Below are 16,724 nucleotides of genomic sequence, written 5' to 3'. Positions count from 1 at the left end.
CGCCGCCGTCAGCGTCGTCTTGCCGTGGTCGACGTGACCGATCGTGCCCACGTTCACGTGGGGCTTGGTGCGCTCGAACTTACCCTTTGCCATGGTGGTTAACCTCTGTTTGATTCGGGACTGGAAACTGGGATCCGGAAATCCGGCGCCGCGATGCGAACGCCGGATTCCAATCCCGATGCATTACTTCTTGGTGACGGTCTCGGCGATGTTGGCCGGGGCTTCCGCGTAGTGGTCGAACTCCATCGAGAACGTCGCACGGCCCTGGGACATCGAGCGCAGCGTCGTCGCGTAGCCGAACATCTCGCCCAGCGGGATCATCGCGTTGATGATCTTGCCCGACGGGCTGTCGTCCTGACCCTGCAGGATGCCGCGACGACGACTGACGTCGCCCATCACGTCACCGAGGTACTCCTCGGGGCTGACGATCTCGACCTTCATCATCGGCTCGAGCAGCGCCGGGCTCGCCTTGACGAAGCCCTGCTTGAACGCCATCGACGCGGCGAGCTTGAACGCCATTTCCGACGAGTCGACGTCGTGGTACGAGCCGAACACCAGCTTGACCTTGACGCCGACGACCGGGAAGCCCGCCAGCGGACCGCTGGTGATCGTCTCGCGGATGCCCTTCTCGACCGAAGGAATGAATTCCTTCGGGATCACGCCACCGGTGATGTCGTTGATGAAGAGGAAGTCGTCCTTGATGTCGGCTGCGATCTTCGGATCCGCACGGTCGGCATCGGTCAGCGGCGACAGCTCGATCACGACGTGACCGTACTGACCCTTACCACCCGACTGCTTGGCGTGCTTGTAGTCCGACTTCACGTCGCTGCTGCGGATCGTCTCGCGATACGCGACCTGCGGCTTGCCGACGTTGGCTTCGACGTTGAACTCGCGCTTCATGCGGTCGACGATGATGTCCAGGTGCAGCTCGCCCATGCCGGCGATGATGGTCTGGCCGGACTCTTCGTCGGTACGCACGCGGAAGGACGGATCCTCCTGCGCCAGGCGACCAAGGGCGAGGCCCATCTTTTCCTGGTCCGACTTGGTCTTGGGCTCGACCGCCATCGAGATGACGGGCTCGGGGAACACCATGCGCTCGAGAATGATCGGATTGTCCTGCGAGCACAGCGTGTCGCCGGTGGTGACGTCCTTCAGACCCACCGCGGCGGCGATGTCGCCCGCCAGCACTTCCTTGATCTCTTCACGGTTGTTGGAATGCATCTGCAGCAGACGGCCGATGCGCTCCTTCTTGCCCTTGACCGAGTTGTAGACCTGGTCGCCGGCATTGAGCATGCCCGAGTAGACGCGGAAGAAGGTCAGCGAACCCACGAACGGGTCGGTCATGATCTTGAACGCGAGCGCCGAGAACGGCGCCTTGTCGCTCGACTCGCGGGTGAGCTCCTTGGTCTCGTCATCGACGTCCACGCCCTTGATGGACGGCACATCGACCGGCGAAGGCAGCAGCTGCACCACGCCATCGAGCATCGCCTGGACGCCCTTGTTCTTGAACGCGGTGCCGCAGTACATCGGCACGATCTCGGTCTTGAGCGTGCGCTCGCGCAGGCCGTTGACGATCTCTTCCTCGGAGAGCTCGCCGCCCTCGAGATACTTGTTCATCAGCTCTTCGCTGGCCTCGGCGGCCGACTCGACCATGAACGCACGGGCTTCCTCGGCCTGCGCCTGCAGCTCGGCCGGGATCTCGCGATACTCGAACGTCAGACCCTGCGATGCGGTATCCCAGTGGATCGCCTTCATCTTGAGCAGGTCGACCACGCCCTCGAAACCGTCCTCGGCACCGATCGGCACCTGCATCGGAACCGGAGCCGCGCCCAGGCGCGACTTCAGCTGGTCGCGGACCTTGTTGAAGTTGGCGCCGGTGCGGTCCATCTTGTTGACGAACGCGATGCGGGGCACGTGATACTTGTTCGCCTGGCGCCACACAGTCTCGGACTGCGGCTGCACGCCACCGACCGCACACAGCACGAACACCGCGCCGTCGAGCACGCGCAGGCTGCGCTCCACTTCGATGGTGAAGTCGACGTGGCCGGGGGTATCGATGATGTTGAAGCGGTACTCGGGCAACGACTTGTCCATGCCCTTCCAGAACGCGGTCGTGGCTGCGGACTGGATCGTGATGCCACGTTCCTGCTCCTGCTCCATCCAGTCCATGGTGGCAGCGCCGTCGTGCACTTCACCGATCTTGTGGCTCTTGCCGGTGTAGAACAGGATGCGCTCGGAGGTCGTGGTCTTGCCGGCATCGATGTGGGCCATGATGCCGAAATTGCGGTAGCGTTCGATGGGAGTCGTGCGAGCCACGTCGGTTTCTCGTATTGAATGGCGAAGCCCCGACGGAAACACGGAGCCTTCGCGATGGAATCGCTTGAATGGACGAATGCCGCCTTGCGGCGGCCTTCGGATCCTGCGTGCGGCCAGCGACCGCTTGAAGGCACCTGGATGGTGCCGGCGGGCTCCGGAATCAACCGGAGCCCGCAGATCCGCTTACCAGCGGTAGTGCGCGAACGCCTTGTTGGCGTCGGCCATGCGGTGGGTTTCTTCACGCTTCTTGATCGCGCCGCCCCGGTTCTCGGACGCGTCGATCAGTTCGGCGGCAAGCTTGCGCGGCATGGTGTTCTCGCCGCGCTTGCGCGCCGACTCGATCAGCCAGCGCATTGCCAGCGCCATGCGGCGCGAGGCGCGCACTTCGACCGGCACCTGATACGTGGCACCGCCGACACGGCGGGACTTCACCTCGACGGCCGGCGAGATGTTGCTCAGCGCCTTCTCGACCAACTCGAGCGGGTTGCCGTTCTTCTCGCTGATCACATCCATGGCACCGTAGACGATCTTTTCAGCGATCGACTTCTTGCCACTCTTCATGACCATGTTGATGAAGCGCGCGATCGTATCGCTGTTGTGCTTCGGGTCGGGCAGCACCGAACGCTGCGGGGTGTTTCCTTTACGCGACATTGTTTAATCCTCAGCCCTTCGGACGCTTGGCGCCGTACTTCGAGCGCGCCTGACGGCGCTTCGTGACACCCGCAGCGTCGAGCGAACCGCGCACGGTGTGGTAACGCACGCCCGGGAGGTCCTTGACGCGACCGCCGCGGATCAGCACCACGCTGTGCTCCTGCAGGTTGTGGCCTTCACCACCGATGTACGAGATGACCTCGTAGCCGTTGGTCAGGCGCACCTTGGCGACCTTGCGAAGCGCCGAGTTCGGCTTCTTCGGGGTCGTGGTGTACACGCGGGTGCAGACGCCACGGCGCTGCGGGCAGTTCGCCAATGCAGGCGAAGTGCTCTTGTAGGTTTCTGGGCTGCGCGGCTTCCGCACCAGCTGGTTGATCGTTGCCATCAGGTCTCGGGTCTTTTGTTCGGGCCGGGGCCCGGTGAAAAACGAAGACAGACGGAAAGTTGCCGCCTGTCAGACGAAAAAGTATAGCCCGCGCCGACGGATACCGTCAACGCGGGTCACACCGCCGCCGGCCGTTCCCTGGGGAATGCAGCCCGGCATACAACCTCTCCCGTCCATCCTGGACCGAATACGAGCCGCGTCCTGCGCCTCTTTTCGGAGTCTGGGCGGCCCGCGAGGGGCCGCCGAAGGGGTGCAATCTTAGCGTGCTTCGCCGTCGCTGTCAGCGGCCGGCGTCACCGGTGCATCTTCAAGCATGACCTGCTCCGGCGAGGCCGGAGCAGCCGCGGCCTCGGCTTCGAGCTCGGTCACGGTGCCGCCCGAAAGCGCGTCCATTTCCGACTCCGTCAGGCCGGAGGCGGCGCGACGACGACGGGCGTGGTACGCCAGACCGGTACCGGCCGGAATCAGACGACCGACGATCACGTTCTCCTTGAGACCGCGCAGGCTGTCGCGCGTACCGCGGACGGCCGCCTCGGTGAGCACGCGGGTGGTCTCCTGGAACGAGGCCGCCGAGATGAACGACTCGGTCGCCAGCGAGGCCTTGGTGATGCCCAGCAGGACCGGATCGAACTTCGCCGGCAGCTCGTTGCGCGCAATGAGCTTGACGTTGTCCTCGAGCACGCGCTGGCGCTCGACCTGCTCGCCGTTGAGGAACTTCGAATCGCCGGCGTCGGTGATCTCGACCTTGCGCAGCATCTGGCGAACGATCACCTCGATGTGCTTGTCGTTGATCTTCACGCCCTGCAGGCGATAGACGTCCTGGATTTCCTTCGTCAGGTACGACGCCAGTTCCTCCACGCCCTTCAGGCGCAGGATGTCCTGCGGGCCGGGCTCGCCGTCCACCACGGTCTCGCCCTTCTCCACGTGCTCGCCTTCGAACACGATGATCTGGCGGTACTTGGGGATCAGCTCTTCGTGGTCGACACCGTCAAGGCCCTTGATGATCAGGCGCTGCTTGCCCTTGGTGTCCTTGCCGAAGCTGACGATGCCCGAGATCTCGGCGAGGATCGCCTGATCCTTGGGCTTGCGCGCTTCGAACAGGTCGGCCACGCGCGGCAGACCACCGGTGATGTCGCGGGTCTTGGACGCTTCCTGCGGCACCTTGGTCACCACGTCACCCACGCCGACGGGATCGCCGTCCTGCAGGTTGACGATCGAGCGCGGCGGCAGCAGGTACTGCGCCGGCAGATCGGTGCCCGGGATCGACAGGTCGTTGCCCTTGGCATCGACGATGCGGACGATCGGACGCAGGTCCTTGCCCATCGAGCCACGACGCTTGGGATCGGTGATCTCGCGCGACGCCAGGCCGGTCAGTTCGTCGGTCTTCTCGATGACGGTGATGCCGTCGACGAAGTCCACGAAGCGGATGAAGCCCGCCACTTCCGACACGATCGGGTGGTTATGGGGATCCCAGTTCGCAACGGTCTGGCCAGCCTTGATCGCGTCGCCGTCATTGACGGTGATGGTCGCGCCGTAGGGCAGCTTGTAGCGCTCGCGCTCGCGGCCGTGGCCGTCGAGCACCGACAGTTCGCCCGAGCGCGACACCGCGACCAGGTTGCCGCTTTCGTGCTTGACGTGCTTGAGGTTGTTGAACTTGATCGAGCCGGTGGTCTTGACCGTCACGTTGTCGATGGCGGCAGCACGCGACGCCGCGCCACCGATGTGGAACGTACGCATGGTGAGCTGTGTACCGGGCTCACCGATCGACTGCGCCGCGACCACACCCACGGCCTCGCCCTGGTTGACCAGGTGGCCGCGACCGAGGTCACGACCGTAGCAATTCGCGCAGACGCCGAAACCGGCTTCGCAGGTGATCGTCGAGCGGACCTGGATCGACTGCACGCCCGCCTCTTCGAGGCGCTGGACCCACTGCTCGTCGAGCAGCGTGTTGCGGGTGACGATCGGATCCTCGTCGTTGCCGGGCAGGAACACGTCCTCGGCCACGACACGACCCAGCACGCGGTCACGCAGCGGCTCGACGACGTCGCCGCCTTCCACGATCGGCGTCATGGTGAGGCCGTCCATGGTGCCGCAGTCGACCTCGGTGATCACCACGTCCTGCGCCACGTCGACCAGGCGACGGGTCAGGTAACCGGAGTTCGCCGTCTTGAGCGCGGTATCGGCCAGACCCTTACGGGCACCGTGGGTGGAGTTGAAGTACTCCTGCACGTTCAGACCTTCGCGGAAGTTCGCGATGATCGGCGTTTCGATGATCGAGCCGTCCGGCTTGGCCATCAGGCCGCGCATGCCGGCCAGCTGACGGATCTGCGCCTGCGAACCACGCGCACCGGAGTCGGCCATGATGTAGAGCGAGTTCATCGACTTCTGATCGATCGTCTCGCCCTTGGCGTTGACGACCTTCTCGGTGCCGATGGTGTCCATCATCGCCTTGGCGATGCGCTCGTTCGTGCGCGACCAGATGTCGACGACCTTGTTGTAGCGCTCGCCCGCGGTGACCAGGCCCGACTGGTACTGCTGCTGGATTTCCAGCACCTCGGCCTCGGCCTCGACCAGGATGCCGGCCTTCTCGGTCGGGATGGTCATGTCGTTGATGCCGATCGACACGCCTGCGCGCGTCGCGTTGCCGAAGCCGGTGTACATCAGCTTGTCGGCGAACACCACGGTGTCCTTCAGGCCCAGGCGACGGTAGCAGGCGTTGATCAGGCGCGAGATGTTCTTCTTGTTGAGCTCGGTGTTGGCCAGCTCGAACGGCAGGCCGTCGGGCATGATCTCGAGCAGCAGGGCGCGACCCACGGTCGTGTCGACGATCGAGGTCACCTTCTCGCGCGTGCCGTCCTCGCCGATCACGGTCTGCTGGATGCGGACCTTGATCTTGGCGTGCAGGCCGGCGGCCTTGTTGTCGAACGCGCGGCGCACTTCGGCGATGTTCGCGAAGATCATGCCCTCACCCGGGATGTTCTCCAGCGCTCGGGTCATGTAGTACAGGCCGAGCACGACGTCCTGCGACGGCACGATGATCGGCTCGCCGTTGGCGGGCGAGAGGATGTTGTTCGACGCCATCATCAGCGCACGCGCTTCGAGCTGGGCTTCCAGGCTCAGCGGCACGTGGACCGCCATCTGGTCACCGTCGAAGTCGGCGTTGAACGCGGTACACACCAGCGGATGCAGCTGGATCGCCTTGCCTTCGATGAGCACCGGCTCGAACGCCTGGATGCCCAGACGGTGCAGCGTCGGCGCGCGGTTGAGCATGACCGGGTGTTCGCGGATCACCTCTTCGAGGATGTCCCACACCTCGGCCTCTTCGCGCTCGACCAGCTTCTTGGCGGCCTTGATCGTCGTGGCCAGGCCACGGCGCTGCAGCTTGGCGAAGATGAAGGGCTTGAACAGTTCCAGCGCCATCTTCTTCGGCAGGCCGCACTCGTGCAGGCGCAGGGTCGGGCCGACCACGATGACCGAACGGCCCGAGTAGTCGACGCGCTTGCCGAGCAGGTTCTGGCGGAACCGGCCCTGCTTGCCCTTGATCATGTCGGCCAGCGACTTGAGCGGGCGCTTGTTGGTGCCGGTGATGGCACGGCCACGGCGGCCGTTGTCCATCAGGGCATCGACCGACTCCTGCAGCATGCGCTTTTCGTTGCGCACGATGATGTCGGGCGCGTTGAGCTCGAGCAGGCGACGCAGGCGGTTGTTGCGGTTGATGACGCGGCGATATAGATCGTTGAGATCCGAGGTCGCGAAGCGGCCACCGTCCAGGGGCACCAGCGGACGCAGATCCGGCGGCAGCACCGGCAGCACGGTCATGATCATCCACTCGGGGCGGTTGCCCGACTCGATGAAGGCCTCGACCAGCTTGATGCGCTTGGTCAGACGCTTGAGCTTGGTTTCCGAGCCGGTCGCGGCGATCTCTTCCTTGAGCCGGATCATCTCGGCCTGCAGGTCGATCGTGCGCAGCAGGTCATAGACCGCCTCGGCGCCCATCGCGGCGTCGAAGTCGTCGCCGTGCTCCTGGCGCATCTGCATGTACTGCTCTTCGTTGAGCAGCTGGCTGCGCTCGAGCGGGGTCAGGCCCGGCTCGGTCACCACGAACGCTTCGAAGTACAGGATGCGCTCGATGTCGCGCAGGGTCATGTCCAGCATCAGGCCGATGCGCGACGGCAGCGACTTGAGGAACCAGATGTGCGCGACCGGCGAGGCCAGGTCGATGTGACCCATGCGCTCGCGGCGCACCTTGGCCAGCGTGACTTCCGTGCCGCACTTCTCGCAGACCACACCGCGGTGCTTCATGCGCTTGTACTTGCCGCACAGGCACTCGTAGTCCTTGATCGGACCGAAGATGGCGGCGCAGAACAGGCCGTCACGCTCGGGCTTGAACGTGCGGTAGTTGATGGTCTCGGGCTTCTTCACTTCGCCGAACGACCACGAACGGATCAGGTCCGGGCTCGCGAGCGCGATCTTGATCGCGTCGAAATCCGGGATCTGGCGCTGCTGGTTGAAGAGATTGAGCAGGTCTTTCATGTCTTTACTCCGGGAATGGGGAACCTGGGTGGGGATGCGTTACTGCAGCGCGCAGCGCGGTCACGCGCCGCGCGCCTGCTCCCTGCCTCAGTGCTCCTCCAGCTCCATGTTGATCGCGAGCGAACGGATTTCCTTCACCAGCACGTTGAACGATTCGGGCATGCCCGCGACCATCTCGTGCTCGCCGTCGACGATGTTCTTGTACATCTGGTTGCGGCCCTGCACGTCGTCGGACTTCACCGTCAGCATTTCCTGCAGGGTGTAGGCCGCGCCGTAGGCTTCCAGCGCCCAGACTTCCATCTCGCCGAAACGCTGACCACCGAACTGCGCCTTGCCGCCCAGCGGCTGCTGGGTGACGAGCGAGTACGGACCGGTCGAACGCGCGTGCATCTTGTCGTCGACCAGGTGGTTGAGCTTGAGCATGTGCATGTAACCCACGGTCACTTCACGCTCGAACGCCTCGCCGGTACGGCCATCGAACAGCCGGGTCTGGCCGCTGGTGGGCAGATCGGCCAGTTCCAGCATCGCCTTGATCTCCGATTCGGCCGCGCCGTCGAACACCGGAGTCGCCATCGGCACACCGTCGGTCAGGTTGCCGGCGAGCCTCAGCAGTTCCTCGTCGCTGAACTGGGTGAGGTCGACGCGCTCCGCGAACGAGGCCCTGTCGTGGTTGTAGATCTGGTCGAGGAACGTCCGCAGCTCTGCAACCTTGGCCTGCGCATCGAGCATCCGCTGGATCTTCTCGCCCAGCCCCTTGGCCGCGAGGCCCAGGTGGACTTCGAGGATCTGGCCGATGTTCATACGCGAGGGCACGCCCAGCGGGTTGAGCACGATGTCAACGGTGTTGCCGTTGGCCATGTACGGCATGTCCTGCACGGGCACGATGGTCGAGACCACACCCTTGTTGCCGTGACGGCCGGCCATCTTGTCGCCCGGCTGGATGCGGCGCTTCACGGCCAGGTAGACCTTGACCATCTTCAGCACGCCCGGCGCGAGGTCGTCGCCCTGGGTGATCTTGCCGCGCTTGTCGGCGAAGCGCTTCTCGAACTCCTTCTGGTGCGCGTCGATCTGCTTCTGCGCACGCTCGATCGCCTCGGACGCGTCCTCGTCCTTCATGCGGATCTGGAACCAGTCGGACTTCTTCAGGCTGTCGAGCACCAGCGAGCTGACCGTGTCGCCCTTCTTCAGGCCGGGACCGCCATTGGCGACCTTGCCCTGGATCTGCGAACGCAGGCGCGCGTAGATCGCCGACTCGAGGATGCGGAACTGGTCGTCGAAGTCCTTCTTGACGCGCTTGATCTCGGACTCTTCGATCTGCTTGGCGCGCTTGTCCTTCTCGATGCCGTCGCGGGTGAAGACCTGCACGTCGATGACGGTGCCGTCCATGCCCGGCGGCACGCGCAGCGAGCTGTCCTTCACGTCGGACGCCTTCTCGCCGAAGATCGCGCGCAGCAGCTTCTCTTCCGGGGTCAGCTGGCTTTCGCCCTTGGGCGTGACCTTGCCGACCAGGATGTCGCCGGCGCGCACTTCGGCGCCGATGTACACCACGCCGGACTCGTCGAGACGGTTGAGCGCGTTCTCCGACACGTTGGGAATGTCGGCGGAGATTTCCTCCGGCCCCAGCTTCGTGTCGCGGGCGACCGCGGTCAGCTCCTCGATGTGGATCGTCGTGTAACGGTCTTCCTTGACGACGCGCTCCGACAGCAGGATCGAGTCTTCGAAGTTGTAGCCGTTCCACGGCATGAACGCGACGAGCATGTTCTGGCCGAGCGCCAGCTCGCCGATGTCGGTCGAGGGGCCGTCGGCCAGCACGTCGCCGCGCGCGACCACGTCACCCACGTTCACCAGCGGACGCTGGTTGATGCAGGTGTTCTGGTTGGAGCGCGTGTACTTGATCAGGTTGTAGATGTCGACGCCGGCATCGTGCTCGCCGGAAATCTCCTCTTCATGCACCTTGACCACGACGCGGCCGGCATCGATCTGCTCGATCACGCCGCCACGGCGGGCATTCACGGTCACACCGGAGTCACGCGCCACGGCGCGCTCGATGCCGGTACCGACCAGCGGCTTCTGCGCACGCAGCGTCGGCACTGCCTGGCGCTGCATGTTGGCGCCCATCAGTGCGCGGTTCGCGTCATCGTGCTCGAGGAACGGAACCAGCGCGGCCGCGACCGACACGGTCTGCATCGGCGAGACGTCCATGTAATGGATCTCCGCCGGCGGCTTGAGCAGGGATTCGCCCTGGAAGCGGCAGTCGACGAACTGCTGCGTCATCGTGCCGTTCTCGTCCTGCACGGCGTTGGCCTGCGCGATGACGTAGTCGTTCTCTTCGATCGCCGAGAGGTATTCGATCTCGTCGGTGACGCGGCTGTCGACGACCTTGCGGTACGGGGTCTCGAGGAAGCCATAACGGTTGGTACGCGCGAACGTCGCGAGCGAATTGATCAGGCCGATGTTCGGGCCTTCCGGCGTCTCGATCGTGCAGACGCGGCCGTAGTGCGTGGGATGCACGTCGCGCACTTCGAAGCCGGCGCGCTCGCGGGTCAGGCCGCCCGGGCCGAGGGCCGAGACGCGACGCTTGTGCGTGACTTCCGACAGCGGGTTGTTCTGGTCCATGAACTGCGACAGCTGCGAGGAGCCGAAGAATTCCTTGACCGCGGCCGCGACCGGCTTGGCGTTGATCAGCTCCTGCGGGGTCAGGCCATCGGCCTCGGCCATCGTCAGGCGCTCACGCACGGCACGCTCGACGCGGACCAGGCCCACGCGGAACACGTTCTCGGCCATTTCGCCGACGCTGCGCACGCGGCGATTGCCGAGGTGATCGATGTCGTCGACCACGCCGCGACCGTTGCGGATCTCGGTCAGCACGCGGATCACATCGAGGATGTCGGAACTCTGGCCGAATTCGTTGCGCAGCCGCACCGAATCCTCGTCCTTGCGCTCGGCGAAGTACTTCGCGTCGTACAGCACGGACGCGCCTTCGGTCTCCTTGCGACCCAGGCGACGGTTGAACTTCATCCGGCCGACGCTGGAGACGTCGTAGCGCTCGAAGGTGAAGAACAGGTTGTGGAACAGGTTCTGCGCGGCATCCTTGGTCGGCGGCTCGCCGGGACGCATCATGCGATAGATCTCCACCAGCGCATCGAGCTGCGTCTTGGTCGAGTCGATGCGCAGGGTGTTCGACAGGTACGGGCCGCGGTCGAGATCGTTGACCCAGATCGTGCCGATGGTCTCGATGCCGGCCTTGCGCAGCGCCTCGAGCGTCTCGAGCGAGATCTCGTCATTGGCGGTCGCGACCAGCTCGCCGGTCGACGGATCGATCACGTCATGCGAGAGGATCTGGCCGACCATGTAGTCGTCCGGCACCGCAAGCGCGGTGATGCCCGAAGCCTCGAGCTGCTTGACGTGGCGCGCGGTGATGCGCTTGCCCGCCTCGACGATGACCTTCTCGCCGTCGAGCAGGTCGAAGTTCAGCGTTTCGCCGCGCAGACGCTCCGACACCAGCTCCAGCTGCACGCCCTCACCCTCGGGGAGGATGTGGTAGGTGTTGATGTCGAAGAACTCGTTGAGCATTTCTTCGTTGTTGTAGCCGAGCGCGCGCAGCAGCACGCTGACCGGCAGCTTGCGGCGGCGGTCGATACGGGTGAACAACGCGTCCTTCGGGTCGAACTCGAAGTCCAGCCACGAGCCGCGGTAGGGAATGATGCGGGCCGAATACAGCAGCTTGCCCGAGCTGTGGGTCTTGCCGCGGTCGTGGTCGAAGAACACGCCGGGCGAGCGGTGCAGCTGCGAGACGATGACGCGCTCGGTGCCGTTGATGATGAAGGTGCCGTTCTCGGTCATGAGCGGAATCTCGCCCATGTAGACCTCCTGCTCCTTCACGTACTTGATCGCCTTGCTCGACGACTCGCGGTCGTAGATCACCAGGCGCACGGTCACGCGCAGCGGGGCGCCGTAGCTCAGGCCACGGTTGCGGCATTCACGCTCGTCGAAGCCGGGCTCGCCGAGCTTGTAGCCGACGTACTCCAGGGCTGCGTAGCCGTTGTAGCTGACGATCGGGAACACCGACTTCAGCGCAGCGTGCAGGCCACGATCCTCGCGCTTGGCGGGGTCACGGTCGGTCTGCAGGAATTCCCGGTACGAATCGACCTGGATGGCGAGGAGGAAAGGCACTTCGAGAATCTGGCGGCGCTTTCCGAAGTTCTTGCGGATGCGCTTCTTCTCGGTGAACGAGTAGGTCGGCTGGAGCTGGGACGTCGTCATGGGAGTACGCCTCGATGAATCGATGGGATCGCAGTGCGATCCGGGATACAGAAAGCTGTCACTGGGTAGTCGCTGGTATTGCCGGCACCAGCACGCCATCTCCCGCTACTACCCACTGACAACTGCGTCAGTTGTCTGTTCAGGCCGTCCGGCTTTCGGAACGACCAAGGGCCGGGAGCTTTCGCCCCCGGCCCCGGTGCATCGTCAGCATGCGCTGCGATGCCAAGGTGCCGCTTACTTGATTTCGACGGTCGCGCCGGCGGCCTCGAGATCCTTCTTGATCTTCTCGGCTTCTTCCTTCGTGGCGCCTTCCTTGACGTCCTTCGGAGCGCCTTCGACCAGGTCCTTGGCTTCCTTCAGACCCAGGCCGGTGATGGCGCGGACGACCTTGATCGCCTCGACCTTCTTCTCGCCGGCGGCCTTCAGGACGACGGTGAACTCGGTCTGCTCTTCGACAGCGGCAGCCGGGCCCGCGGCAGCGGCGGCGGCGACCGGAGCAGCGGCGGAGACGCCGAACTTCTCTTCGATGGCCTTGACCAGCTCCATCACTTCCATCAGGGACTTCTCGGCGATTGCGTCGACGATCTGCTCGTTGGTAAGGGACATTGTGATTACCTTTGGAAAATTTTCTGGGTTAGGTTTCGTTGAACAGGCAAGCCCGGCTTACGCCGTTTCGGCCTCTGCTTCCGCGGGCGCTTCCTCGCCACCACCCTGCTTGTCGCCGACGGCCTTGACGGCACGGGCGAACATCGCAGCGGGTTCGGAAAGCACGCGGGCGAGCATGGACAGCGCCTGGTCGAGCGTCGGCAGCGATGCCAGCACGTCGACATGGCTGGCCGGGTACAGCTGACCTTCCACGACGACGACCTTGGGCACCAGCTTGCTGTTGTCCTTGGCGAATTCCTTGATCAGGCGACCGGCTGCGCCGGGCTCCTCGGTCGAGAATGCATACAGCAGAGGTCCGACCAGCGAGTCCTTGGAGCACTCGTAGCTGGTACCTTCCACTGCGCGTGCGGCCAGGGTGTTCTTGACAACGCGCAAGTACACACCGGTCTCACGAGCCTTCTTGCGCATCGCGGTCATCTGACTGACCGTGGTGCCCAGATACTCGACAGCAACCAAGGAGTGGGCGTTCGCGGCGACTTCTGCCAGCTCGGCGACAACTTCCTGCTTCTGGGACAGATTGAGAGCCATTAATCACTCCTCATTGTGAACTCCGCTCACGGCTCCTGCCGCTTGCGGTCCTGAGCGGCTTCCATCCTGGAGGCCGGGGATGCGTGAAGCATCCCGGTGGTGGCCTTTCTGTCTGGCTGGACGGATGTCGAACCAGAAAACTTCGAAAAGGCATCACCATCTACGCAGGCCTTTCGGTGCAAGCACCTCGGGATTAAGCGATCTCGATCATCGGTGGCGGCGATTCCCTGCCAGTTCGAGCCTCCCTGCCCGTCGCCACCGCGATGTCGACCGCGCCTGCGGTCTTTGACGGCGCCGCGCCGGACTTCGAGTCCGTCACGTAGCCCCCAAAAACGCATCGTCCGTTGCCGGGCGATGCGTCTGAAACGTTGCGATCAGCGCGCGATGGTCAGCGACGACTGGTCGACGGTCACGCCGGGACCCATGGTCGAGCTCAGCGAGATCTTCTGCAGATACTGGCCCTTGGCGGTGGCCGGCTTGGCCTTCACCAGGTCGGCGAGCAGCGCCTGCAGGTTTTCCTTCAGCTTCTCCGCATCGAAGTCGGCCTTGCCGATCGTGCAGTGGATGATGCCGGCCTTGTCGGTGCGATAGCGGACCTGGCCGCCCTTCGCGTTCTTCACCGCCTCGCCCGGGTTCGGGGAGACCGTGCCGACCTTCGGGTTGGGCATCAGGCCACGCGGGCCCAGCACCGTGCCGAGCTTGCCGACGACGCGCATCGCGTCCGGCGTCGCGATGACGACGTCGTAGTTGATGTCACCGGCCTGCATCTTCTCGGCCAGATCGTCCATGCCGACGATGTCGGCGCCAGCGGCCAGGGCCTCGTCAGCCTTGGCACCGGCCGGCGCGAACACCGCGACGCGGACGCTCTTGCCCGTGCCCTGCGGCAGCACGGTCGAACCGCGCACCTGCTGGTCGGACTTGCGCGCATCGACGCCGAGGCGGACAGCGACGTCCACGGCTTCGGCGAACTTCGCGCTGCTGTTGTCCTTGACGATCTTCAGGGCATCATCGATGCCGTAGCTCTTGCCCGGCTGCACGGCGGCCTGCTGGGTCTTCTGTCGCTTGGTCAGCTTTGCCATGGTCTCAGCCCTCCACCGTCAGGCCCATCGAACGGGCCGAGCCCGTGATGGTGCGCACTGCCGCTTCCAGCTCGGCTGCCGTCAGGTCGGCTTCCTTCGCCTTGGCGATTTCTTCGATCTGTGCACGCGTCACCTTGCCCACCTTCTCGGTGTTGGGACGCTTGGAGCCCGAGGTCACGCCCGCGGCCTTCTTCAGCAGCACCGCAGCCGGCGTGCTCTTGGTGATGAAGGTGAACGTACGGTCCGAGTAGGCCGTGATGATGACCGGGGTCGGCAGACCCGGCTCGAGCTTGGAGGTCGCCGCGTTGAACGCCTTGCAGAACTCCATGATGTTCAGGCCACGCTGACCCAGCGCGGGACCGACCGGCGGCGAGGGGTTGGCCTGACCGGCCTTGACCTGCAGCTTGATGTAACCGACGACTTTCTTCGCCATTGTCTTCTTCTCTCCGGGTGCAAGCGCCTGGGCTCAGGCTCCCCATCGTTCCGGGAAAATCACGTGTCCCGGATTCACGTTGTCCATCCGCGCGAAAGGCCGCCCGAACGGCGGCCTGTGCGGATGCCCGGCTCGACCGGACAGTGAGCCGCGCACTATAGCAGGGATTCGCGCGCCCGTCACAGACGGGTCGCGCGGGGTTCAGGCCTTCTCGACCTGCCCGAACTCCAGCTCGACCGGAGTCGAGCGGCCGAAGATCAGCACTGCGACGCGCAGGCGGCTCTTCTCGTAATTGACTTCCTCGACCACGCCGTTGAAGTCGTTGAAGGGACCGTCGATGACGCGGACCATCTGACCCGCCTCGAACAGCACCTTCGGGCGCGGCTTCTCGACGCCTTCCTGCACCCGGTCCAGGATCACCGCGGCTTCTTCGTCGCGGATCGGCAGGGGCCGGTCGGCGGTGCCACCGATGAAACCCATCACCTTCGGCGTTTCCTTCACCAGGTGCCAGCTTTCGTTGTCCATGCGCGGGATACCGCCGTCGTCCGTGGTCAGGATCTGCACCAGGACATAACCGGGGAAGAACTTGCGCTCGGAGCGGCGCTTCTGGCCGGCGCGCATCTCGACCACTTCTTCGGTCGGCACCAGGACGTCGCCGAACTTGTCCTGCATGTCCATGCGCACGATGCGGTCACGCAGCGCCTGGGCCACCGACTTCTCGAAGCCGGAATAGGCATGCACGACGTACCAGCGCTTGACGCCTTCGGTTTCCATTACGTTTGTTACTCCGTCACTGCCTCAGCACGAGGCGGATCAGCCACTGGATGATCTGGTCGAAACCAGCCAGCAGCAGGCTGATGATCGCCACGGCGATGATCACGATCCAGGTCAGCCGCATGGCTTCCTGGCGTGTCGGCCAGACGACCTTGCGCATCTCGAATCGGGTTTCCGAGAAGAAATCCCGGGTCTTGTGTCCCTTGCCCGTGGTCAGGAAGACCGCGGTGGCGCCGACGACGCACAGGGCCACGATGATGCTGCGCACTGGCGTGGCCAGCGTCGCCTGGAACCAGTAGAAGGCAAAGACGCCCACGACGACCAGCAGGACAGCTGCGGCGTACTTGGCGAGATCCGTCGAGGATGCGCCCTTCGATTGTTCCACTCTGGTGTTCAAGTCGCGGCGACTCATCGGTATTCGACTGCTCGGTTGACGGGCCAGACCATGCAGCGCCCGGACCCGCGCGGACGATTCCGCGAATGGCACGCCAGGAGGGACTCGAACCCCCAACCTGCGGTTTTGGAGACCGCTGCTCTGCCAATTGAGCTACTGGCGTACGGCTTGAAACGACTGCCGTCTTCGGAATTTCCTAGACGGCGAAGGCGGACCGGGTTGCCGGCCCGCCTCTTTGCGGCTTCCCGTTTGAGTGAGATCGTCAGGGGGCCGCCGGACCCCGCGCAACCAGCCTTGCGGCCGTAAAACTGTCGCGCGGGGATGACATCATGGCAGAGAGCGCGCCTGCGCGCGCCCCCTGCCGTCAGATCACTTGAGGATCTTGGCGACCACGCCCGCGCCGACGGTACGACCGCCTTCGCGGATCGCGAAGCGCAGGCCTTCGTCCATGGCGACCGGGTTGATCAGCGTGACCACCATCTTCACGTTGTCGCCCGGCATCACCATCTCGGTGCCTTCCGGCAGCTCGACCGCACCGGTGATGTCGGTGGTGCGGAAGTAGAACTGCGGACGGTAGCCCTTGAAGAACGGGGTGTGACGGCCGCCCTCGTCCTTCGACAGCACATAGACTTCGGCTTCGAAATCGGTGTGCGGCTTGATCGAACCCGGCTTGGCCAGCACCTGGCCACGCTCGACGTCGTC

12 protein-coding genes, 1 tRNA gene and 1 pseudogene are annotated in these 16,724 nt (G+C 64.4%); all 14 read right to left on the bottom strand.

The window, feature by feature from the left end:
- A partial coding sequence (locus EGK76_RS15255) for a GTP-binding protein (RefSeq protein WP_005434227.1) occupies window positions 1-93 on the bottom strand: 93 nt, incomplete at its 3' end.
- Between the two features lie 90 nt (window positions 94-183).
- A complete protein-coding gene (fusA, locus tag EGK76_RS15250; RefSeq protein WP_096297407.1) occupies window positions 184-2,316 on the bottom strand; it encodes an elongation factor G in 2,133 nt (710 codons plus the stop codon).
- A 183-nt stretch (window positions 2,317-2,499) separates the two neighbouring features.
- Window positions 2,500-2,967 (bottom strand): 30S ribosomal protein S7, encoded by a 468-nt coding sequence (gene rpsG / locus EGK76_RS15245; protein ID WP_096297406.1) that lies wholly within the window; start codon window positions 2,965-2,967, stop codon window positions 2,500-2,502.
- A 10-nt stretch (window positions 2,968-2,977) separates the two neighbouring features.
- Window positions 2,978-3,352: a 30S ribosomal protein S12 gene (rpsL, locus tag EGK76_RS15240; protein WP_096297405.1), complete on the bottom strand. Its 375-nt coding sequence runs from the start codon at window positions 3,350-3,352 to the stop codon at window positions 2,978-2,980.
- Window positions 3,353-3,610: 258 nt separating this feature from the next.
- Complete coding sequence (gene rpoC, locus EGK76_RS15235; protein ID WP_096297404.1) at window positions 3,611-7,885, bottom strand: DNA-directed RNA polymerase subunit beta'; 4,275 nt, start codon at window positions 7,883-7,885, stop codon at window positions 3,611-3,613.
- Window positions 7,886-7,972: 87 nt separating this feature from the next.
- A complete protein-coding gene (rpoB, locus tag EGK76_RS15230) occupies window positions 7,973-12,148 on the bottom strand; it encodes a DNA-directed RNA polymerase subunit beta (protein ID WP_096297403.1) in 4,176 nt (1,391 codons plus the stop codon).
- A 234-nt stretch (window positions 12,149-12,382) separates the two neighbouring features.
- Window positions 12,383-12,754: a 50S ribosomal protein L7/L12 gene (rplL, locus tag EGK76_RS15225; protein WP_096297402.1), complete on the bottom strand. Its 372-nt coding sequence runs from the start codon at window positions 12,752-12,754 to the stop codon at window positions 12,383-12,385.
- A gap of 57 nt (window positions 12,755-12,811) precedes the next feature.
- Window positions 12,812-13,342: a 50S ribosomal protein L10 gene (gene rplJ, locus EGK76_RS15220; RefSeq protein WP_096297401.1), complete on the bottom strand. Its 531-nt coding sequence runs from the start codon at window positions 13,340-13,342 to the stop codon at window positions 12,812-12,814.
- 374 nt (window positions 13,343-13,716) lie between these two features.
- Window positions 13,717-14,421 carry a 50S ribosomal protein L1 gene (rplA, locus tag EGK76_RS15215; RefSeq protein ID WP_096297400.1) on the bottom strand — a complete coding sequence of 235 codons (705 nt, stop codon included), beginning with the start codon at window positions 14,419-14,421 and terminating at the stop codon, window positions 13,717-13,719.
- 4 nt (window positions 14,422-14,425) lie between these two features.
- Entirely contained in the window at window positions 14,426-14,854 is a 429-nt protein-coding gene (gene rplK, locus EGK76_RS15210; RefSeq protein WP_096297399.1) for a 50S ribosomal protein L11, read from the bottom strand.
- Window positions 14,855-15,055: 201 nt separating this feature from the next.
- On the bottom strand, window positions 15,056-15,628 hold the full coding sequence (gene nusG / locus EGK76_RS15205; RefSeq protein ID WP_096297398.1) for a transcription termination/antitermination protein NusG: 573 nt from the start codon (window positions 15,626-15,628) through the stop codon (window positions 15,056-15,058).
- A gap of 16 nt (window positions 15,629-15,644) precedes the next feature.
- Window positions 15,645-16,025 (bottom strand): preprotein translocase subunit SecE, encoded by a 381-nt coding sequence (gene secE / locus EGK76_RS15200; protein ID WP_096300365.1) that lies wholly within the window; start codon window positions 16,023-16,025, stop codon window positions 15,645-15,647.
- 84 nt (window positions 16,026-16,109) lie between these two features.
- Window positions 16,110-16,185 (bottom strand) — tRNA-Trp (locus EGK76_RS15195).
- 206 nt (window positions 16,186-16,391) lie between these two features.
- Window positions 16,392-16,724: pseudogene (locus EGK76_RS15190) on the bottom strand (elongation factor Tu); the annotation flags it as partial.

The organism is Luteimonas sp. 100069 (assembly GCF_003813845.1).
Classification (GTDB): Bacteria; Pseudomonadota; Gammaproteobacteria; order Xanthomonadales; family Xanthomonadaceae; genus Luteimonas; species Luteimonas chenhongjianii.
Note: the sequence above shows the minus strand (reverse complement) of the source record. Positions and strands in the feature narration are given on the sequence as shown.